Origin of the sequence: Variovorax sp. RA8 (genome assembly GCF_901827175.1) — a bacterium.
Taxonomy (GTDB): domain Bacteria; phylum Pseudomonadota; class Gammaproteobacteria; order Burkholderiales; family Burkholderiaceae_C; genus Variovorax.
Window position 1 is genome coordinate 4,668,726 of sequence record NZ_LR594662.1, and the last position, 20,421, is coordinate 4,689,146.

Genomic DNA, 20,421 nt, shown 5'->3' on the forward strand with positions numbered 1-20,421 from the left:
CTTTGGTTGAGCCAGGAGCCGGGGAGTCGTCCCGGCCCCGGACTCAAACCAAAGCGCAACGTACCGATCGGATCCTGGTGCCCTCACCCCAGCCCCCTTTCAGAGAGGGAGGGACAAGACCTCAAGCCAGCGTGTACGCCGTCTTCACCACCGTAAAAAACTCCTGCGCATACCTCCCCTGCTCCCGCGCCCCATAGCTCGACCCCTTCCGCCCGCCAAAAGGCACGTGATAGTCCACCCCCGCCGTCGGCAGGTTCACCATCACCATCCCCGCCTGGCTGTGCCGCTTGAAATGCGTCGCATACTTCAGCGAAGTCGTGGCGATGCCCGCCGACAGCCCGAACTCCGTGTCGTTCGCCGTCGCCAGCGCCTCCTCGTAGTTCTTCACACGGATCACGCTCGCCACCGGCCCGAAGATCTCTTCCTTGTTGATGCGCATGCTCGCCACCGTTTCGCTGAACAGTGCCGGCGACATGTAGTAGCCCTCGGTATCCAGCCTCAACCGGTCGCCACCGGCAGCCAGGGTGGCGCCTTCCCCCTGGCCGATGTCGATGTAGTCCAGGTCCTGCCGCAGTTGGCTCTCGCTGGAGACCGGGCCGATGTCGGTGCCCTGCGCCAGCGCATCGCCGACCTTGATCTTCGCCATGCGCGCCTTCATCGCCTCGATGAACTTCGGGTAGATGCCGTCGGTCACGATCAGCCGGCTGGACGCGGTGCAGCGCTGGCCAGTGGAATAGAAGGCGCTCTGCACGCTGAGCTCCACCGCCTGGTTCAGGTCGGCATCGTCGAGCACCACCTGCGGGTTCTTGCCGCCCATCTCGAGCTGCACCTTCTTGTGGGTCGTCGCGCATTGCACCGCGATGCGGCGGCCCACGCCGACCGAGCCTGTGAAGCTGATGGCGTGGATGCCCTGATGATTGACCAGCGCATCGCCGATCACGCTGCCGCGCCCCATCACCAGGTTGAAGACGCCGGCCGGGATGCCCGAGCGGCTGATGATCTCGGCCAGCGCCCAGGCGCAGCCCGGCACCAAGTCGGCGGGCTTCAGCACCACGCAGTTGCCGTAGGCCAGCGCCGGTGCGACCTTCCACGCCGGGATCGCGATCGGAAAGTTCCAGGGCGTGATCAGCCCCACCACGCCCACGGGTTCGCGCGTGATCTCGATGCCGATGCCGGGACGTACCGACGGGATCACCTCGCCCGCCAGGCGCAGGCATTCGCCCGCGAAGAACTTGAAGATGTGGCCGGCGCGCGTGGCCTCGCCGATCCCTTCGGCGCGGGTCTTGCCCTCCTCGCGCGCGAGCAGCGTGCCGAGTTCCTCCTTGCGGGCCAGGATCTCGTTGCCGATCTTGTCCAGCGCGTCCGAGCGCGCCTGCACGCTGCCGGTGGACCAGGCCGGGAAGGCGGCGTTCGCCGCGGCCACGGCCTCGTCGACCTGGGCGGCGTCACCCTGGGCGTAGTGGCCGAGCACGTCCTGCAGGTTGCTCGGGTTGGTGTTGGGGCTGTAGCTGGCGCCGGCGCGCCATTCGCCGTTGATCAGGTTGTCGAAGTTCTGCATGGCAGGATCCTTGGTGTCGGTCGGAAAAAAGTACGGGGCCGTCTGGGCGGCCCCGCACGCTGTCTCAAGAATAGGCGAGGCGCGGCGCCTCGGCCAGCGCCCCGCCCTGCGACCCTACTGCGGCCCGAGTTGGTCGATAAGCGCCGCCAGCGCTTCGTACTCCTGCGGCTTGAGCTCGGTGAGCGGCGTACGCACCGGGCCCGCGTCGCGGCCGACGATGCGCGCGCCGGCCTTGACGATGCTCACCGCATAGCCCTGGCCCTTGTTGCGGATCTCCAGGTAAGGCATGAAGAACTGCTTGAGCAGGCGGTGCTGTGTCGCCATGTCGTCGGCCGCCACCGCCTTGTAGAAGTCCATCGCGGTCTTCGGGATGAAGTTGAAGACGGCCGAGGAATACACCGGCGTGCCCAGCGCCTTGTAGGCCGCGGCGTAGACCTCGGCCGTGGGCAGGCCGCCGAGGTAGGCAAAGCGGTCGCCCATGCGCAGGTGAATCGAGCTCATGAGCTCGATGTCGCCGATGCCGTCCTTGAAGCCGACGAGGTTGGGGCAGCGCTCGGCCAGCTTCGCCAGGGTATCGGGGTACAGCCTGCTCTGCCCGCGGTTGTAGACGATGACGCCGAACTTCACGCTCTTGCACACCGCCTCCACGTGCGCCGCCAGGCCTTCCTGGCCGGCTTCGGTCAGGTAGTGCGGCAGCAGCAGGACGCCGTGCGCGCCGGCCTTCTCGGCGGCCTGCGCGCACTGGATCGCGAAGCGCGTCGGGCCGCCCGCGCCCGCGATGATCGGCACCTTGCCGCGGCAGGTCTGCACCGCCGTCTCGATGATCCCCGGGTACTCGTCACCAGTCAGCGAGAAGAACTCGCCCGTGCCGCCGGCCGCGAACAGCGCACTCGCGCCGTAGGGGGCCAGCCATTCGAGTCGCTCGATGTAGCCCTTCTTGTCGAAGTTGCCCTCGGCATCGAAGTCGGTCAGCGGAAAGGACAGCAGGCCGGAGCCCATGATGGATTTGAGTTCTTGGGGATTCATCCAAAGATCCTGGAAAGAGTGAAGGAAAGTCGGGGAACACCGCGGAACCGGCTTTGCCGGGCCGCTGGTGTTGCCCCCGGTGAGGGGGTGGGCGGCTACACGAAGTGAGCCAACCTGGGGGAGAGCAACATGCCCACCGCGGAACCGGCTTTGCCGGGCCGCTGGTGTTGCCCCCGGTGAGGGGGTGGGCGGCGACACGAGGTGAGCCAACCGGGGGGAGAGCTTTAGTCCAGCTTGATCTGCGCCGCTTCGACCACCTTGGCCCAGCGCGCGCGTTCCTTGTTGAAGAACTGCTCCTGCTCGGTCGGCGTCATCGTCACGACCTCCGCGCCCTGTCCGGCCAGCCGAGAACGGATGTCGGCCGAGCGGATGATGGTGACGAGCTCTTTGTTGAGGCGCTGGATGACCGCCTCGGGCGTGCCGCGCGGCGCCAGCATGCCCTGCCAGGTGCCCGACTCGAAGCCCGCCACGCCCTGCTCGGCGATGGTGGGCACGTCGCCGATCAGCGGCATGCGGGTGGACTTCGAGACGCCCAGCACCTTGAGCTTGCCGCTCTGTACGTGCGGCAGGGTCGCGAGCATGCCGTTCATCAGCACCTGGGTCTGGCCGCCCACTGTGTCCTGGATGGCCTGCACGCCGCCCTTGTAGGGCACGTACTGCCAGCGCGCGCCGCTGGCACGCTCGAGCGCCACGCCGGCCAGGTGCGGGGCGCTGCCGGTAGCGGTCACGGCGAAGTTCAGATCGGCCTTCTTCGACAACGCGACCAGTTCCTTCAGGCTGCCGGCCTGCACCGACGGATGCACCACCAGCAGGTGCGGCGAGTAGGCCAGCATGGTCACGCCGCGCAGGTCCTTCGACGGATCGAACGCGAGCTTGGTGTAGACGGAGGGGCTGATCGCCAGCGCGCCGACGTCGCACAGCAGCAGCGTGTAGCCGTCGCCCGGCGCCTTGGCCACCAGGTCGGCGCCGAGATTGCCGTTGGCGCCCGCGCGGTTCTCCACGATCACCGACTGCTTGAGCGCCTCCGACAAGGGCTGGCTGATGGCGCGCGCAATGATGTCGGATGAGCCGCCCGGTGGGTAGGGCACCACGATGCGCAGGGGCTTCGAAGGCCAGGCATCGGCTGCATTGGCGGAGCCCGCCAGCAGGCTCGCGCCAACGGCGCCGAGCACGAGATCACGTCGATTGAGGGTCATGTGTGGTGTCTCCGGGGAACGAGGGATGAGGGATGGGGGCGTTTCAAGCCGTGGGAACGAGATCAGGGTTGTCTTAAGTTATCAGTCATCGTACAACTGAAAGAGCAGGATGTCCAGCACGCACCTGCGCCGCTCAGGTCGACGAGGCGCCTCCGGCCGGCGCGGGCGCAGGCGCTTCGCGCTGGGCGGCCTCCTGCGCCAGGCGCAGGCGCTCCCGGCTGTTGGTCAGATGGATGCGCATGGCAGCACGCGCCGAGTCCGGATCGCCCCGCGCGATGGCAGCGTAGATTTCCTCGTGCTCGCGGTTGACACGGCTCAGGTACTCGCCGCGGCGGTCGTGGTTGCGGATGGCAGTGATGCGGGTGCGCGGAATGATGGTGGTGCCGAGGTGGCTCATGATGTCCGCGAAGTACGGGTTGCCCGTGGCCTGCGCGATCTGCAGGTGGAAGCGGAAGTCGGGCGCCACCGTGTCGCCCGCCACGGCCACGTTGCGCTCGAAATCGTCGAGCGCGTCGCGCATCGCCGCCAGGTGCTCCTCGGTACGGCGGGTGGCAGCCAGCCCGGCCGACTCGGTCTCCAGGCTGATGCGCAGCTCCAGCACCGCCAGCACGTCGACCGTGGTCGCGATGTCGGAGCCCTCGAGACGGAACATGCCCGCCGCCCTGGGCTGCAGCACGAAGGTGCCGATGCCATGGTGGGTCTCCACCAGCCCGCCGGCCTGCAGCTTCGACAGCGCCTCGCGCACGACGGTGCGGCTGACGCCATAGGCCTGCATGATGGCCGACTCGGTGGGCAGCTTGTCGCCCGGCCGCAGCTGCTGGCTGCGGATCTTCTCGCCCAGGTCGTCGACCAGGCCATGCGCCAGGCCGCGCCCGCGACGCCGCGGGCTGCCGCCCAAGGCGGCCGGATCGGCGGCGGCGGTTGACCCCGTTGACAGGCTCGACATGCGTTGATGATAATCAACCGAACGTTGTACGACAACCGATAACTTACGACTTCAGAGAGACAGCAACGATGAGTGCGCCTTCCTCCCCTCCCCGCCTGAACCGCTTGCTGCTAACCGGGGCCGCCGGCGGCCTGGGCAAGGTCCTGCGCGAGCGCCTGCGTCCCTTCGCCCGGACGCTGCGCGTGTCCGACATTGCCGCGCTCGCGCCGGCCGAGCGCCCGCAGGAGGAAGCGATCCCCTGCGACCTGGCGGACAAGGCCGCGGTCGATGCGCTGGTCGCCGGCTGCGACGCGATCGTTCACTTGGGCGGTGTGTCCGTCGAACGTCCTTTCGAGGAGATCCTCGAGGCCAACATCAAGGGCGTCTTCCATATCTATGAAGGCGCGCGCCGTCACGGCGTGAAGCGGGTGGTCTTCGCCAGTTCGAACCATGTGATCGGCTTCTACAAGCAGACGGAGACGATCGACGCCCACGCCCAGCGCCGGCCCGACGGCTACTACGGCCTGTCCAAGTCCTTCGGCGAGGACATGGCCCAGTTCTACTTCGACCGCTGGGGCATCGAGACGGTGAGCATCCGCATCGGCTCCTCCTTCCCCGAGCCGGCCAACCGCCGGATGATGAGCACCTGGCTCAGCTACCGCGACCTCACGTCGTTGGTCGAGAAGTCGCTCTTCACGCCGGACGTGAAGCACACGGTGGTCTATGGCGTGTCGGCCAACCGCGACGTCTGGTGGGACAACAGCGCCGCGGCGCACTTGGGCTTCCAGCCGCAGGACAGCTCGGAGGTCTTCCGCGCCAAGGTCGAGGCCCAGCCGCCGGTGGCCGCCGACGATCCCAATGCCGTCTACCAGGGCGGCGCCTTCACCGCCCAGGGCCCTTTCGGCGATTAGGGGGACATCATGTCCACGCAGGCCGAGCTCGTGGTCGATGCCCGCTGCGGCACCGGCGAAAGCCCCGTCTGGTCGACCGCCGAGCAGGCGCTCTACTGGGTCGACATCCCGGGGCGAGCCCTGCATCGCTGGTCGCCCGACGGGCACCGACATTGGACCGGCGAGGAAATGATCGCCTGCATCGCCCCGCGCGCAGATCTGCCCGGTGCGTGGATCGCCGGCATGGAAAGCGGCCTCTTCTCGATCGAGCCGAAGGACGACGGCACCCTCGCCGCGACGCCCCTCGCGCAGGTGGCGCACGCCCTGCCGGGCATGCGCTTCAACGATGGCCGCTGCGACCGCCAGGGCCGCTTCTGGGCCGGCACCATGCTGATGGACATGGGGCCAGGCGCCCGCGCAGGCCGGCTCTATCGCTTCGACGGCGACAACCACAAGCCGCCATCGCTGCAGCTCGAAGACCTCATCGTCCCCAACGGCCTGGCCTTCAGCCCCGACGGCCGCACCATGTACCTGTCTGATTCGCACCCGAGCGTGCAGACCGTCTGGGCCTTCGACTACGACACCACCACCGGCACGCCGACCAACCGGCGCGTCTTCATCGACATGAAGCCCCTGCCCGGCCGCCCCGACGGTGCCGCGGTCGACGCCGACGGCTGCTACTGGATCTGCGGCAACGACGCCGGCCTGGTGCACCGCTTCACGCCGCAAGGCCGCCTCGACCGCTCTCTCGAAGTGCCGGTGAAGAAGCCGGCAATGTGCGCCTTCGGCGGCCCGAGGCTGGACACCCTCTTCGTGACCTCCATCCGGCCCGGCGGCGATCTCTCCGACCAGCCGCTGGCCGGCGGCGTGTTCGCGCTGCGCCCGGGGACCCAGGGCATCGCGGAGCCCGCATTCGGCGCCTGACGAAACCGGATTTCATCCCGACAGCAACCACCAACAGAGGAAGACAAATGAAGTTCAAGTTCAACCGCACCCTGATCGCACTGGCGGCCGGCACCCTGGGCCTGGCCGCGCATGCCGTCGAGTTCCGCTCGGCCGACGTGCACAACAGCGACGACTATCCGACCGTGGCCGCCGTCAAGCACATGAGCGAGCTGCTCGACAAGCGCAGCAACGGCAAATACAAGATCAAGGTCTTCAACAAGGGCGCGCTCGGCACCGAGAAGGAAACCATCGACCAGGTGAAGATCGGCGCGCTGGAGATGACCCGCGTCAACATCAGCCCGCTGAACTCGCTGTGCGCCAAGACGCTGGTGCCGACCATGCCCTTCCTGTTCGAGTCGATCGCGCACATGCGCAAGTCGCTCGACGGCCCGGCCGGCGAGGAGATCCTGAAGAGCTGCGAGCCCGAGGGCCTGGTCGGCCTGGCCTTCTATGACAGCGGCGCGCGCTCGATCTACGCCAAGAAGCCGGTGAAGACGCTGGCCGACGCCAAGGGCATGAAGATCCGCGTGCAGCAATCCGACCTGTGGGTCTCGCTGATCAACGCCATGGGCGCCAACGCCACGCCGGTGCCGATCGGCGAGGTCTACACCGGCCTGAAGACCGGGCTGATCGACGCCGCGGAGAACAACATCCCGTCCTATGACGGGTTCAAGCACTACGAGGCCGTCAAGTTCTACTCGCGCACCGAGCATTCCATGGCGCCCGAGATGCTGGTGATGTCCAAGGCCGTCTACGACAAGCTGCCCAAGGCCGACCAGGACATGTTCCGCGCCGCGGCCAAGGAATCGGTCGCGTTCCAGCGCAAGAAGTGGGACGAGCAGGAGGCCAAGTCGCTGGAGGTGGTGACCAAGGGCGGCGCCACCATCGTGTCCGACGTCGACAAGGCCTCGTTCCGCGCTGCGATGGCGCCGGTGTACGCCAAGTTCATTTCCACGCCCGACCTGCAGCGCCTGGTCAAGACCATCCAGGACAACAAGTGAGCGTCGGCACCCTCGAAACCGCAGTCCCGCGTCCGCCCTCGCGGCACGCGTACTCGCGGCTGTGCGCGTTGCTGTCCAAGGTCAGCCTGATGCTGGCGGTGGTGCTGCTGATCGCGATCATCGCGTGCGTGCAGTATCAGGTGGTCGGGCGCTACCTCTTCAACGACACGCCGGTCTGGGCCGAGGGGCTGGCGCTGCAGCTGGTGCTGTATGTCACCGCGCTGGGCGTGGCGGTCGGCGTGCGCGATGCCGGGCATATCGGGCTGGATTCGCTGGTTGCGCTGTTGCCGGACTCGCTGCGCCTCAAGGTCGAGATCCTGATCCACGCGCTGGTGGCGCTGTTCGGTGCCTTCATGGTGTCCAGCGGCTGGCTCTGGACACGGCTCAAATGGAGCGACATGAAGCCCATGCTGGGCATCCCTGTGGGTGCGGACTACCTGGCGCTCGTGATTGCGGGCCTCCTGATCGTGCTGTTTTCGGTTGAACATATCGTGGCGTTGCTGCGTGACGAAGAAGTGGTGCCGGCATGGAATTGACGAAGAGCCGCCTCATGGCAATTCGCGTCCCCTCGGGGGGCCGCGAGCAAAGCGAGCGTGGGGGCCTATGGAACTAGCAGTCCTGTCTTTCAGTTTTCTGGTGCTGCTGGTCATCGGCGTGCCGGTGGCGTTCTCGATCGGCCTGGCATCGATCGCGACCGTGACCTATGCGGGCCTGCCGGTCGCGGTGGTGTTCCAGAAGATGGTCGGCGGGATGCAGATCTTCTCCTTCCTGGCCATCCCCTTCTTCGTCTTCGCCGGCGAGCTGATGCTCTACGGCGGCATCGCGCAGCGCATCGTGCGCTTCGCCAACAGCCTGATCGGGCATGTGCGCGGCGGCCTCGGCATGAGCAACGTGATCGGCTGCACGCTGTTCGGCGGCGTGGCGGGCTCGCCGGTGGCGGACGTGTCGGCCATGGGCTCGGTGATGATCCCACTGATGAAGCGCGAAGGCTACGACGCGGACTACGCGGTCAACGTCACCACCCACGCCGCGCTGGTCGGCGCGCTGATGCCGACATCGCACAACCTCATCATCTTCACGCTCGCCACCACCGGCATCGCCTCGGTCAGCGTGCTGAGCCTGATCCTGGCGGGGCTGATCCCGGCGCTGCTCCTGACGCTGTGCAACCTGGCGGCGGCCTACTACGTGGCGATCAAGCGCGGCTACCCGATCCGCGGCGCCTTTCCCGGCTGGGGCGAGGTGCTGGCGGCCTTCATCGGTGCGCTGCCGGGGCTGCTGATCGTGGTGATCATCCTGGTCGGCATCCTGTCGGGGGTGTTCACCGCCACCGAGTCGGCGGCCACCGCGGTGCTCTGGGCGTTGGCCGTCACGGTGCTGGTGTACCGGTCGCTGAGCTGGAAGGACTTCCTGAAGGCCTGCGCCAAGGCCTGCAAGACCACCGGCGTGGTGCTGCTGCTGATCGGCATCTCCTCGGCCTTCGGCTACTTCATGGCGCTGTACGAGGTGCCGCAGAAGACCGGCGAGCTGATGACCTCGGTCTCCAGCAGCCCGTGGGTCATCTTCCTGATGATCAACGTGCTGCTGTTCGTGCTGGGAACCTTCCTGGACATGGCCGCCACCATCCTGATCTGCACGCCGATCTTCCTGCCGATCGCGATGCAGTTCGGCATGAGCCCGGTGCAGTTCGGCATCGTCATGCTGATCAACTGCGCGCTGGGGCTGAACACGCCGCCGGTGGGCACCACGCAGTTCATCGGCTGCGCGATCGGGGGCGTCTCGGTCGGGCAGGTGATGCGATCGATCTGGCCCTTCTACGGGGCGCTGCTGGTGTGCCTGATGCTGGTGACCTACGTGCCGGCCTTCTCCCTGTGGCTGCCCGACTTCTTCTCCACACCCAAATGAGCGAACCCCTCTGCATCGCCATGCACGAGCGCGACAACGTCGCGATCGTGGCCAACGACGGCGGCCTTCCCGCGGGCACGGTCTTCCCCTCGGGGCTGACACTGCGCGAGAAGGTGCCACAGGCGCACAAGGTGGCGCTGGTCGACATCCCCGAGGGCGGCGAGGTGCGCCGCTACGACGTCGTGATCGGCTATGCGCTGAAGCCCATCGTGGCCGGCAGCTGGGTCCACGAGCGTCTCTTGAAGATGCCGGCCGCGCGCGCGCTCGACGGCCTGCCGATCGCGACCGTGAAGCCCCTGCCGCCGACGCCGCTGGAGGGCTACACCTTCGAGGGCTACCGCAACCCGGACGGATCGGTCGGCACGCGCAACATCCTGGCCATCACGCAGACCGTGCAGTGCGTGGCCGGCGTTACCGAATTCGCGGTGCAGCGCATCAAGGCCGAGCTGCTGCCGAAGTACCCGAACGTCGACGACGTGGTCGCGCTGGAGCACAGCTATGGCTGCGGCGTGGCCATCGATGCGCCCGACGCGGTCATTCCGATCCGCACGTTGCGCAACATCAGCCTCAACCCGAACTTCGGCGGCGAGGTGATGGTGGTGAGCCTGGGCTGCGAGAAGCTGCAGCCCGAGCGGCTGATGCCGCCCGGCACCATCCCGCTGATCGACGAGCGCAACGTGGCCGACATCGGCGACAGCGCCGAGGCGAAGCTCGACGTGGTCTGCCTGCAGGACGAAGCTCACGTCGGCTTCATGTCGATGGTCGACTCCATCCTGCGCCAGGCCGAGGAACACCTGGAGCGCCTGGACGCCCGCCGGCGCGAGACAGTGCCGGCCAGCGAACTGGTGGTCGGCGTGCAGTGCGGCGGGAGCGACGCGTTCTCGGGTGTCACCGCCAACCCGGCCGTGGGCTTCTGCACCGACCTCCTGGTGCGCGCCGGCGCCACCGTGATGTTCTCGGAGGTGACCGAGGTACGCGACGGCATCGACCAGCTGACCTCGCGCGCCGCCACGCCGGAGGTGGCCGAGGCCATGATCCGCGAGATGGCCTGGTACGACGCCTACCTGGACCGCGGCCGGGTCGACCGCAGCGCCAACACCACGCCCGGCAACAAGAAGGGCGGGCTCTCCAACATCGTCGAGAAGGCGATGGGCTCGATCGTGAAGTCGGGCAGCGCGGCGATCTCCGGCGTGGTGCCGCCCGGCGAGAAGGCGCGGCAGAAGGGCCTGCTCTATGCGGCGACGCCGGCCTCCGATTTCATCTGCGGCACGCTGCAGCTCGCGGCCGGCATCAACCTGCATGTCTTCACCACCGGCCGCGGCACGCCCTACGGGCTGGCCGAGGTGCCGGTGATCAAGGTCGCCACGCGCAGCGAGCTGGCGCGCCGCTGGCACGACCTGATGGATGTCAACGCGGGCCGCATCGCCGACGGCGAAGCGAGCATCGAGGACGTGGGCTGGGAGCTCTTCCGCCTGATGCTCGACGTGGCCAGCGGGCGCAAGAAGACCTGGGCGGAGCACTGGAAGCTCCACAACGCACTGGTGCTGTTCAACCCGGCGCCGGTTACCTGACACAAAGAGAACAGGAGAACATCATGGAAGATCTCAAAGGCAAGATTGCCCTCGTCACCGGCGCCAGCACCGGCATCGGAGCGGCCGTCGCGAAGGGCTACGCGGCCCGCGGCATGCGCGTGGCGGTGCATTACAACCGCTCGGCCGGCCCCGCGAAGGCAGTGGTCGACGCCATCACCGCCGCCGGCGGCGAGGCCTTCGCGCTGCAGGGCGACGTGCGCGACAGCGAAGCGATCCGGCGCGTGGTGCGGGAAACCACGGCGCGCTGGGGCGCCATCGACATCCTCGTCAACAATGCGGGCAGCCTGGTCAAGCGCGTGCCGATCACCGAGTTCGACGACGCGCTGTTCGACGAGATCCTGCACATCAACGCCCGCTCGATGCTCGCCTTCTGCCGCGAGGTCGTGCCGCTCATGCGGGCGCAGGGACGCGGCGGCAGCATCATCAATGTGTCTTCGGTCGCGGCGCGCCACGGCGGCGGGCCGGGTGCCTACCTGTACGCGGGCGCCAAGGGCTTCGTCAGCACGGCAACCCGCGGCCTGGCCAAGGAACTCGCGGCCGAGCGCATTCGCGTCAATGCGGTGGCGCCGGGCGTGATCCAGACACCTTTCCACGACCAGTTCTCGACGCCCCAGATGCTCGAGTCCTTCAAGGCCACGATCCCGATGGCCCGCATCGGGGAGCCCGACGAGTGCGTGGGCGCCTTCCTCTACCTCGCCTCGGAGCAGCTCTCGGGCTACGTGACGGGCCAGATCCTCGAGGTCAACGGCGGCCAGTACATGCCCTGAGCCACCAGGGGCATCGCTATTTATTACCTGAACGTCAAGGAGACACCTTCATGCTGCAACGCCGCACCCTGATCCGCACCGCGCTCGCATCGCTCGCCGCGGGCCTGCCGGGCCTGTCTGCCCTTGCGCAAGGCCAATGGCCAACCGGCAAGGCCATCACCTACCTCGTGCCCTTCCCGGCCGGCGGCACGACCGACGTGCTCGGCCGCCTGATCGCCCAGAAGCTCGGCCCGGCGCTGGGCACCAGCGTCGTGATCGACAACAAGGGCGGCGCGGGCGGCAGCATCGGCTCCGAGATCGCGTCGCGCGCCGCACCCGACGGCTACACGATGCTGGGCGGGACCATCAGCTCGCACGCGATCAACGTGAGCCTCTATCCGAAGATCGGCTACGACCCGCTGAAGTCCTTCGCGCCGGTCACCCTGATCGGCACCAACCCGGTGGTGCTGGTCGTCAACCAGGCCAGCCCCTACAAGACGCTGAAGGACGTGCTGGAGGCCAGCAAGACCAAGTCGGGCGGGCTCTCCTCCGCTTCGGCCGGCACCGGCACCTCGCAGCACCTGACGCTGGAGCTGCTGGCCTACAAGTCGGGCGTCAAGTTCACGCACGTGCCCTACAAGGGCAGCGGCCCGGCGATCCAGGACGTGATCGGCGGCCAGGTCGACATGATGTTCGACACCACGGTCGTCGCCGGCCCGCACATCCAGAGCGGCAAGCTGCGCGCGATCGCGGTGAGCTCGGCCAAGCGCCTGCCTTCGCTACCGGACGTGCCGACGGTGGCCGAGTCCGGTGTGCCGGGCCTGCAGGACTTCGAGGTGCTGTCCTGGCAGGCCATCTTCGTGCCGGCCGGCACGCCGGCGCCGGTGATCGACCGGCTGCACACCGAGATCCGCAAGATCCTGGCCGAGCCCGAGATGCAGGACAAGCTCAAGGGTTTCGGCATGCAGCCGGCCGACATGAGCACCGCGCAGATCGCGGCGTTCCAGAAGGCCGAGGTCGAGAAGTGGGCGCAGGTAATCAAGGCGGCGAACATCAAGCCGGAGTAGGCGCCGTCCCGCAGGCGACGGATGGGGCGCTGGCTAGAATCGCCTTCCTTTTCGGAAGCCTCCCTTCGTGTCCCGTTTCGCCGTCCTGCCGCAATACCTGTTTCCCAAGCAGGCGCTGACCAACTTTGCCGGCTGGGTCGCAGGCAAGGAGCGCGGCGCGCTCACGACGTGGATCATCCGGCGCTTCGTCGCCAAGTACGGCATCGACATGGCCGAGGCGCTGAACAGCGACATCGCCAGCTACCCCAGCTTCAACGACTTCTTCACCCGCGCGCTGAAGCCCGGCGTGCGGCCGATCGCGCAGGCCGACCTGGTCTGCCCGGTCGATGGCGCGATCAGCCAGTTCGGCGCGATCGAGGGCGACCAGATCATCCAGGCCAAGGGCCATCTCTACACCACCACGGCGCTGGTGGGCGGCGACGCGGCACTGGCTGCGCAGTTCCAGCACGGCAGCTTCGCCACGCTGTACCTGAGCCCGAAGGACTACCACCGCATCCACATGCCCTGCGACGGGCGCCTGCTGCGGATGATTCATGTGCCGGGCGAGCTGTTCTCGGTCAATCCGGTGACCGCGCGCGGCGTGCCGGGCCTGTTTGCGCGCAACGAGCGCGTGGTGTGCGTCTTCGAGTCGGCACGCGGCCCCTTCGTGCTGGCGCTGGTCGGCGCCACCATCGTCGGCAGCATGGCCACGGTCTGGCATGGCGTGGTCAACCCGCCGCGCGGCGGCAAGCTGCGGGAATGGCGCTACGACGACCGGCAGATCGTGCTCAGGCAAGGCGAGGAGATGGGCCGCTTCCTGCTCGGCTCGACGGTGGTGATGCTGTTTCCGAAGCCGCCGCTGGAATTCAATCCCGCCTGGGCGCCGGCAGGCGCGGTTCGCCTGGGTGAACCTATGGCCCGCTACCCTGGCGCCTGAACGCCCCGCCTCCACAGCCCGCAGCCTGCCTGACCGGCCAGCTATGAAACTTGTAGCACATCGCCATCTGGGATATATTCGCCGGCCCGGTCGGTAGCCGGGTTCGACAAGAACACGCAGCGCCCTCGCGGCCGCCGCCGTCCTCCCGAGGAGATGCCCCCAATGAGCAGCAAGGAAAACGCGGCGGTCAGCCAACTGCTCGCGTTGCTCGAAGCCCGCTACGCGCTGCGCGTTCTCTGGGCGCTGCGCGACGGCCACGCCCAGACCTTCCGGCTCCTGCAGGACAGCGTCGGCAACATCACGCCGAACACCCTTAACACCCGGATCAAGGAGATGCGCGAGGCCGGCATCGTGAGCCATGGCGGCGAGGGCTACAGCCTGACGCCCACCGGCCAGGACCTGCTCAGGCGCCTCTCGGACCTGCAGGCCTTCGCGGTGAAATGGCAGCTCAACCAGGTCAAGAAGAACGTGCCGGGGCCCCTCAAGCCGGTCGCGCCGCCGCCGCCGGAGGCACCACCGGCGCCTCGTTAAACTTCGGGGCTTTCCCTTCCACTTCCCAAGGAACGCCATGCCCACCACTCCCTCCGGCCTCCAGTATGAAGACAGCGTCGTCGGCGATGGCGCCGAAGCCCAAGCCGGCCACCATGTGCACGTGCACTACACCGGCTGGCTCTACAACGACGGCGTGCAAGGCGCCAAGTTCGACTCCAGCCGCGACCGCAACGACCCCTTCGCCTTTTCGCTCGGCGCCGGGCAGGTGATCAAGGGTTGGGACGAGGGCGTCGCCGGCATGAAGATCGGCGGCAAGCGCACGCTGATCATTCCGCCCGCCCTGGGCTACGGTGCCCGCGGCGCCGGTGGCGTGATCCCGCCGAACGCCACCCTGAAGTTCGACGTGGAGTTGCTCGACACCCATTGAGCAGCCGCCCGCGCGGCGCGCCGCCTGCGCCGCTCGACAAATGCGCCTCTCGAGGCGCATTTTTTTCTTGAAATCCCCACCGTTGGCCCCAGTTGGCCGTGATCGTTCTCTTCTTCTTGAGTTCCCGGCGATGCCGCCGGCTTTTTGAGCATGACTGATCCGCAAAAACCCCCATCGAATCCCGAGACACTGCAAGGCGAAGCCAGCCCCGAGGAACTGGAGGCCGCGCAAGCTGCCAACGAGGCTGATGCGCGGACGGCTACCACCGCCGAGATCGCCCAGCTCCAGGCCAAGAACGCCGAGTTGGCCGACCAGTTCCTGAGGGCCCAGGCCGACGTGCAGAACGCGCGCCGCCGCGCGGACGAGGAGATCACCAAGGGCCGCAAGTTCGCCATCGAGTCCTTCGCCGAGAGCCTGTTGCCGGTGCTCGACAGCCTCGAGGCCGGCCTGGCGCACAAGGACGCCACGCCCGAACAGATCCGCGAAGGCGCCGAAGCCACGCTGCGACAGCTCAAGAGCGCGCTGGAACGCAACAAGGTGATCGAGATCGCGCCGCCCGCCGGCAGCAAGTTCGATCCGCACCAGCACCAGGCCATCTCGGTGGTGCCGGTCGAGGGCCAGGAGCCCAACACCATCGTCGGCGTGCTGCAGAAGGGCTACACCATCGCCGAGCGCGTGCTGCGACCCGCGCTGGTGACAGTCTCGCCGGCCAACTGATCCCCACGAAATTCACAGGAAATCCCCGCTCCTTCCCTTGAATCGAGACGGGTTATCCACAAGTTCACAACAACATCTTTTTCGCGTTCAGGAGCAACCAAATGGGCAAAATCATCGGCATCGACCTCGGCACCACCAACTCGTGCGTGTCGATCATGGAAGGCAACACGACGCGCGTGATCGAGAACTCTGAAGGCGCCCGGACCACGCCCTCGATCGTCGCGTACCAGGAAGACGGCGAAGTGCTCGTCGGCGCCTCGGCCAAGCGCCAGGCGGTGACCAACCCCAAGAACACCATCTACGCCGTCAAACGCCTGATCGGCCGCAAGTTCGAGGAGAAGGAAGTCCAGAAGGACATCGACCTGATGCCCTACAGCATCGTCAAGGCCGACAACGGCGACGCCTGGGTCGAAGTGCGCGGCAAGAAACTGGCGCCGCCCCAGGTCAGCGCCGAGATCCTGCGCAAGATGAAGAAGACCGCCGAGGACTACCTCGGCGAGGCCGTGACCGAGGCCGTGATCACCGTGCCCGCCTACTTCAACGACAGCCAGCGCCAGGCCACCAAGGACGCCGGCCGCATCGCCGGGCTGGACGTCAAGCGCATCATCAACGAACCGACCGCGGCCGCGCTGGCCTTCGGCCTCGACAAGCAGGACCGCGCCGACCGCAAGATCGCCGTGTATGACCTGGGCGGCGGCACCTTCGACATCTCGATCATCGAGATCGCGGACGTCGACGGCGAGAAGCAGTTCGAGGTGCTGTCGACCAACGGCGACACCTTCCTCGGCGGCGAGGACTTCGACCAGCGCGTGATCGACTACATCATCGGCGAGTTCAAGAAGGACCAGGGCGTGGACCTGAGCAAGGACGTGCTCGCCCTGCAGCGCCTGAAGGAAGCGGCCGAGAAGGCCAAGATCGAGCTGTCGAACAGCGCGCAGACCGACGTCAACCTGCCTTACATCACGGCCGACGCCTCGGGCCCGAAGCACCTGAACATCAAGCTCACCCGCGCCAAGCTGGAGAGCCTGGTCGACGAGCTGATCGAGCGCACCATCGCCCCCTGCCGCACCGCGATCAAGGACGCCGGCGTGTCGGTCAACGACATCCATGACGTGATCCTGGTCGGCGGCATGACCCGCATGCCCAAGGTGCAGGAAAAGGTGAAGGAGTTCTTCGGCCGCGAGCCGCGCAAGGACGTGAACCCCGACGAGGCGGTGGCCGTGGGCGCCGCGATCCAGGGCCAGGTGCTCTCGGGCGACCGCAAGGACGTGCTGCTGCTCGACGTCACCCCGCTGTCTCTCGGTATCGAGACGATGGGCGGCGTGATGACGAAGATGATCACGAAGAACACCACGATCCCGACGAAGTTCGCGCAGACCTTCTCGACCGCCGACGACAACCAGCCGGCCGTGACCATCAAGGTGTTCCAGGGCGAGCGCGAGGTGGCCGCGGGCAACAAGCTGCTGGGCGAATTCAACCTCGAGGGCATTCCGCCGGCCGCCCGCGGCACGCCGCAGATCGAGGTCAGCTTCGACATCGACGCCAACGGCATCCTGCACGTCGGCGCCAAGGACAAGGGCACCGGCAAGGAGAACAAGATCACCATCAAGGCGAACTCGGGCCTGTCGGAGGACGAGATCCAGAAGATGGTGAAGGACGCCGAGCTCAATGCGGCCGAGGACAAGAAGAAGGTCGAGCTGGCCCAGGCCCGCAACCAGGGCGAGGCCATGGCCCACAGCGTGAGGAAGTCGCTGGGCGAGCATGGCGCGAGCCTGGAAGCCGGCGAGAAGGAAAAGATCGAGGCCGCGATCAAGGAGCTCGAAGAAGTCCTCAAGGGCGAAGACAAGGCGGCGATCGAGGACAAGACCAACACGCTGATGACCGCCAGCCAGAAGCTCGGCGAGAAGATGTACGCCGACGCCCAGTCAACGGCCGGAGCCGCCGGAGCGGCACCGGGCGGCGCGGCAGGCGGTGCTGGCCCGGAAGCTGCAAGCGGCGCTGCGGCCGACGACAACGTGGTCGATGCCGAGGTCAAGGAAGTCAAGAAGGGTTGATCTGAAGACCCCGATGCAAGGCTGGATCTCCTGACAGGGCGGTCCGGCCTTTTCCGTTCTCGACACCGCTACCGAACATGGCCACCAAACGCGACTACTACGAAACCCTCGGCGTTCCCAAGAACGCAAGCGAGGAGGAAATCAAGAAGGCTTATCGCAAGCTGGCGATGAAGCACCACCCCGACCGCAACCATGGCGACAGCAAGGATGCCGAGACCAAGTTCAAGGAGGTCAAGGAAGCCTACGAGATGCTGTCGGACCCGCAGAAGCGCGCCGCCTACGACCAGTACGGCCACGCGGGGGTCGATCCCAACATGCGCGGCGGCCCCGGGCCCGAGGGCTTCGGCGGCTTCGCGGAAGCCTTCGGCGACATCTTCGGCGACGTGTTCGGCGCCCGGGCCGGCCGCGCGGGCGGGCGTCAGGTGTTCCGCGGCGCCGACCTGAGCTACGCGATGGAGATCACGCTCGAGGAGGCGGCCGACGGCAAGGATGCGCAGATCCGCATCCCCAGCTGGGACGATTGCGGCACCTGCAAGGGCACGGGCGCCAAGCCCGGCACCAAGCCGATCACCTGCACCACCTGCCATGGCAACGGTGTCGTCCAGATGCGCCAGGGCTTCTTCAGCGTGCAGCAGACCTGCCCCACCTGCCACGGCACCGGCAAGATCATCCCCGAGCCCTGCGCCACCTGCCACGGCCAGGGCAAGATCAAGAACCACAAGACGCTGGAGGTCAAGATCCCGGCCGGCATCGACGACGGCATGCGCATCCGGAGCACCGGCAACGGGGAGCCCGGCACCAACGGCGGGCCTCCCGGCGACCTCTATATCGAGATCCGGCTGAAGAAGCACGAGCTGTTCGAGCGCGACGGCGACGACCTGCACTGCGTGGTGCCGGTCAGCATCACGACCGCAGCGCTCGGCGGCGAGATCAGCGTGCCCACGCTCAAGGGCCCGGCGGCCATCGACATCCCGGACGGCACGCAGAGCGGCAAGCAGTTCCGCCTGCGTGGCAAGGGGATCAAGGGCGTGCGCTCGAGCTACCCCGGCGACCTGTACTGCCACATCCGCGTGGAGACGCCGGTCAAGCTCACCGAGCACCAGCGCAAGCTGATGAAGGAGCTGGACGAGTCGCTCAAGAAGGGCGGCGACAAGCACAGCCCGACCGACAAGGGCTGGTTCGACAAGGCCAAGGAATTCTTCAGCTAGGAAACCCGGGCCACATCCAGTCGATTGGGCCTGATTGGTATAGGCGCCGCAGCGCGCCTGCTTTCAGTAGCCGAGGAGGTTGCGCCGCACGTGCGCCAAATGCTCCAGGCAGAGCTGCACGGCGCGGGCGCCGTCCCGGTCCTTGAGCGCGGCGACCAGCTGGCGGTGTTCGCGCTGGTAGTCGAGCCGGCGCTCGGGCGTCGCGCTTCGGCGCTTGAGCATGCCCCACTCGCCCTGGGCCCGCACCTCGTTCATTCGCTGGAACACGGCCGAGATGAAGGCGTTGTGCGCGGCATCGGCGATCGCCTCGTGCAGGCGGCCGTCCCACAATTCGAACTCCTCCAGCGTGGCGGCCGCCTCACCCCTGTCGCAGCAGACCTCCATTCGGGAGAAGTCCGCGGCGGTGGCGCTCCCCACCACCATGGCCATGATCGCCGGCTCGAGCACCAGGCGCGCGCTCATCAGCTCCGCAGGGCTGGTGGCGAGCGGGGCCTCGCCCTGGTTCAGGTCCGCCAGCGCCCGGGCGACTTCGTCGCTCACATAGGTTCCGCTGCCCACGGTCTGCGTGATCAGGCCGCGCTCCTTCAGCTCTGCCAGTACCCGCCGCACGGTCGTGCGGCTGAGGCCGAACTGCCCGCTCAACGCGCGCTCGGTGGGCAGGCGCTGCCCGGCTCGCCAGGTGCGTGACTTGAGGTTGTCGAGAATGGCTTCCCGCAGGGTCAGGGCGCTGTACACGGTTGCGGAAGGTTCGAGCTAAGAATCTTGGAGAAAGGGCCGGCGGCTATCGTATCAACCACGGTTCGATGCCAGCATTGTTGTGAGATTGGTCTTCGATTGGTAGCATTTGGTCTCCCCAAGGAGATCATTTTGCGCATTGCCACCTACCAGTATCAAGGCCGTCGCCAGGTCGGCCTGCTTTCCGATGACGGACAGACCGTCCACCCGCTCGCCCTGGACGCCGATCGCGCGCGCCGCGGCGTCCTGCCCCTCATCGAAGACCAGGCTGCCGGCACGGCATGGCCGGCGCCCACCGGCGAGACCCTGGCGCTCGCCGACGTGAAGCTCGAAGCCCCCCTGCCGCTGCCGCGCCGCAACCTGTTCTGCGTGGGCCGCAACTACCACGCGCACGCCAAGGAGCTGTCGGGCTCGGTGTTCAGGAACAACGCGGCGAACCCGCAGGAATGGCCGATCGTGTTCACCAAGGTGCCCGAATGCGTGATCGGGCCGGCCGACGTGGTCCGGCTGCCGGGCGACGCAGTTTCGGCGCAGATCGACTACGAGGCCGAGCTGGCCGTGGTCATCGGCAAGACCGGCCGCAACATCGCGCGCGCGGACGCGATGTCGCACATCTTCGGCTACACCATCGTCAACGACGTCACCGCGCGCGATGTCCAGATGCGGCATCAGCAATGGGACCTCGGCAAGTCCTTCGACACGTTCTGCCCGATGGGGCCCTGGATCGTGAGTGCCGACGCGCTCGACGGCACGCAGACCCGGGTGCGCTGCTGGGTCAACGGCGAGCTGCGCCAGGACGCCCGCACCACCGATTTCATCTTCGACATCCCGACCCTGATCGAAACCTGCTCGCGCGGCATCACGCTGTATCCAGGCGACGTGATCGCGACCGGCACGCCGGCCGGCGTCGGCATGGGCTTCACGCCGCCGCGCTACCTGAAGGGGGGCGATACGGTCCGCATCGAGATCGACGGCCTCGGCACGCTGGAGAACAGCTTCGCCTGACGGCTCGAGATTCGCCCGG

20 protein-coding genes are annotated in these 20,421 nt (G+C 67.3%); 15 read left to right on the forward strand and 5 right to left on the reverse strand.

Features of this window, described 5'->3' with window-relative positions; translation table 11 throughout:
* Nucleotides 1–121: 121 nt before the first annotated feature.
* The 4 genes from E5P3_RS21955 to E5P3_RS21970 form a co-directional block, all read right to left on the reverse strand.
* Nucleotides 122–1,558 (reverse strand): aldehyde dehydrogenase family protein, encoded by a 1,437-nt coding sequence (locus tag E5P3_RS21955; RefSeq protein ID WP_162587892.1) that lies wholly within the window; start codon nt 1,556–1,558, stop codon nt 122–124.
* 114 nt (nt 1,559–1,672) lie between these two features.
* The gene (gene kdgD, locus E5P3_RS21960; RefSeq protein WP_162587893.1) at nt 1,673–2,584 is read right to left on the reverse strand and encodes a 5-dehydro-4-deoxyglucarate dehydratase; all 912 of its coding nucleotides are present in this window, start codon (nt 2,582–2,584) and stop codon (nt 1,673–1,675) included.
* A gap of 224 nt (nt 2,585–2,808) precedes the next feature.
* Complete coding sequence (locus E5P3_RS21965; protein WP_162587894.1) at nt 2,809–3,780, reverse strand: Bug family tripartite tricarboxylate transporter substrate binding protein; 972 nt, start codon at nt 3,778–3,780, stop codon at nt 2,809–2,811.
* Between the two features lie 133 nt (nt 3,781–3,913).
* On the reverse strand, nt 3,914–4,726 hold the full coding sequence (locus E5P3_RS21970) for a FadR/GntR family transcriptional regulator (RefSeq protein ID WP_162587895.1): 813 nt from the start codon (nt 4,724–4,726) through the stop codon (nt 3,914–3,916).
* Between the two features lie 68 nt (nt 4,727–4,794).
* Between E5P3_RS21970 and E5P3_RS21975 the strand changes: the two genes are divergently transcribed.
* The 14 genes from E5P3_RS21975 to dnaJ all read left to right on the forward strand — a co-directional run bounded on the left by E5P3_RS21975 (nt 4,795) and on the right by dnaJ (nt 18,662).
* Nucleotides 4,795–5,616 (forward strand): NAD-dependent epimerase/dehydratase family protein, encoded by an 822-nt coding sequence (locus E5P3_RS21975; protein WP_162587896.1) that lies wholly within the window; start codon nt 4,795–4,797, stop codon nt 5,614–5,616.
* A 9-nt stretch (nt 5,617–5,625) separates the two neighbouring features.
* Entirely contained in the window at nt 5,626–6,519 is an 894-nt protein-coding gene (locus E5P3_RS21980) for an SMP-30/gluconolactonase/LRE family protein (protein WP_162587897.1), read from the forward strand.
* Nucleotides 6,520–6,566: 47 nt separating this feature from the next.
* The gene (locus E5P3_RS21985) at nt 6,567–7,541 is read left to right on the forward strand and encodes a TRAP transporter substrate-binding protein (protein ID WP_162587898.1); all 975 of its coding nucleotides are present in this window, start codon (nt 6,567–6,569) and stop codon (nt 7,539–7,541) included.
* An 89-nt stretch (nt 7,542–7,630) separates the two neighbouring features.
* Nucleotides 7,631–8,077, forward strand: coding sequence for a TRAP transporter small permease (locus tag E5P3_RS21990; RefSeq protein WP_162589794.1), 447 nt, complete (start codon nt 7,631–7,633; stop codon nt 8,075–8,077).
* 67 nt (nt 8,078–8,144) lie between these two features.
* On the forward strand, nt 8,145–9,443 hold the full coding sequence (locus E5P3_RS21995; RefSeq protein ID WP_162587899.1) for a TRAP transporter large permease: 1,299 nt from the start codon (nt 8,145–8,147) through the stop codon (nt 9,441–9,443).
* Nucleotides 9,440–11,014 carry a galactarate dehydratase gene (garD, locus tag E5P3_RS22000; RefSeq protein ID WP_162587900.1) on the forward strand — a complete coding sequence of 525 codons (1,575 nt, stop codon included), beginning with the start codon at nt 9,440–9,442 and terminating at the stop codon, nt 11,012–11,014. The genes E5P3_RS21995 and garD overlap by 4 nt, the downstream gene beginning before the upstream one ends.
* A gap of 23 nt (nt 11,015–11,037) precedes the next feature.
* The gene (locus E5P3_RS22005; RefSeq protein ID WP_162587901.1) at nt 11,038–11,802 is read left to right on the forward strand and encodes an SDR family NAD(P)-dependent oxidoreductase; all 765 of its coding nucleotides are present in this window, start codon (nt 11,038–11,040) and stop codon (nt 11,800–11,802) included.
* 53 nt (nt 11,803–11,855) lie between these two features.
* Complete coding sequence (locus tag E5P3_RS22010; protein WP_162589795.1) at nt 11,856–12,848, forward strand: Bug family tripartite tricarboxylate transporter substrate binding protein; 993 nt, start codon at nt 11,856–11,858, stop codon at nt 12,846–12,848.
* 67 nt (nt 12,849–12,915) lie between these two features.
* The gene (gene asd, locus E5P3_RS22015) at nt 12,916–13,764 is read left to right on the forward strand and encodes an archaetidylserine decarboxylase (RefSeq protein WP_162587902.1); all 849 of its coding nucleotides are present in this window, start codon (nt 12,916–12,918) and stop codon (nt 13,762–13,764) included.
* Between the two features lie 162 nt (nt 13,765–13,926).
* Complete coding sequence (locus E5P3_RS22020) at nt 13,927–14,295, forward strand: winged helix-turn-helix transcriptional regulator (protein ID WP_162587903.1); 369 nt, start codon at nt 13,927–13,929, stop codon at nt 14,293–14,295.
* A 37-nt stretch (nt 14,296–14,332) separates the two neighbouring features.
* Nucleotides 14,333–14,683: an FKBP-type peptidyl-prolyl cis-trans isomerase gene (locus E5P3_RS22025; RefSeq protein WP_162575998.1), complete on the forward strand. Its 351-nt coding sequence runs from the start codon at nt 14,333–14,335 to the stop codon at nt 14,681–14,683.
* Nucleotides 14,684–14,833: 150 nt separating this feature from the next.
* The gene (gene grpE / locus E5P3_RS22030; protein WP_162587904.1) at nt 14,834–15,400 is read left to right on the forward strand and encodes a nucleotide exchange factor GrpE; all 567 of its coding nucleotides are present in this window, start codon (nt 14,834–14,836) and stop codon (nt 15,398–15,400) included.
* A gap of 101 nt (nt 15,401–15,501) precedes the next feature.
* Nucleotides 15,502–17,454, forward strand: coding sequence for a molecular chaperone DnaK (dnaK, locus tag E5P3_RS22035; protein WP_162587905.1), 1,953 nt, complete (start codon nt 15,502–15,504; stop codon nt 17,452–17,454).
* A 77-nt stretch (nt 17,455–17,531) separates the two neighbouring features.
* A complete protein-coding gene (gene dnaJ / locus E5P3_RS22040) occupies nt 17,532–18,662 on the forward strand; it encodes a molecular chaperone DnaJ (RefSeq protein WP_162587906.1) in 1,131 nt (376 codons plus the stop codon).
* A gap of 63 nt (nt 18,663–18,725) precedes the next feature.
* Here dnaJ and E5P3_RS22045 read toward each other — a convergent pair whose 3' ends face one another.
* On the reverse strand, nt 18,726–19,397 hold the full coding sequence (locus tag E5P3_RS22045) for a FadR/GntR family transcriptional regulator (protein ID WP_162587907.1): 672 nt from the start codon (nt 19,395–19,397) through the stop codon (nt 18,726–18,728).
* Nucleotides 19,398–19,529: 132 nt separating this feature from the next.
* On the opposite strand from E5P3_RS22045, the gene E5P3_RS22050 reads away from it, so the two are divergent.
* Entirely contained in the window at nt 19,530–20,402 is an 873-nt protein-coding gene (locus E5P3_RS22050; protein WP_162587908.1) for a fumarylacetoacetate hydrolase family protein, read from the forward strand.
* Nucleotides 20,403–20,421 lie beyond the last annotated feature (19 nt).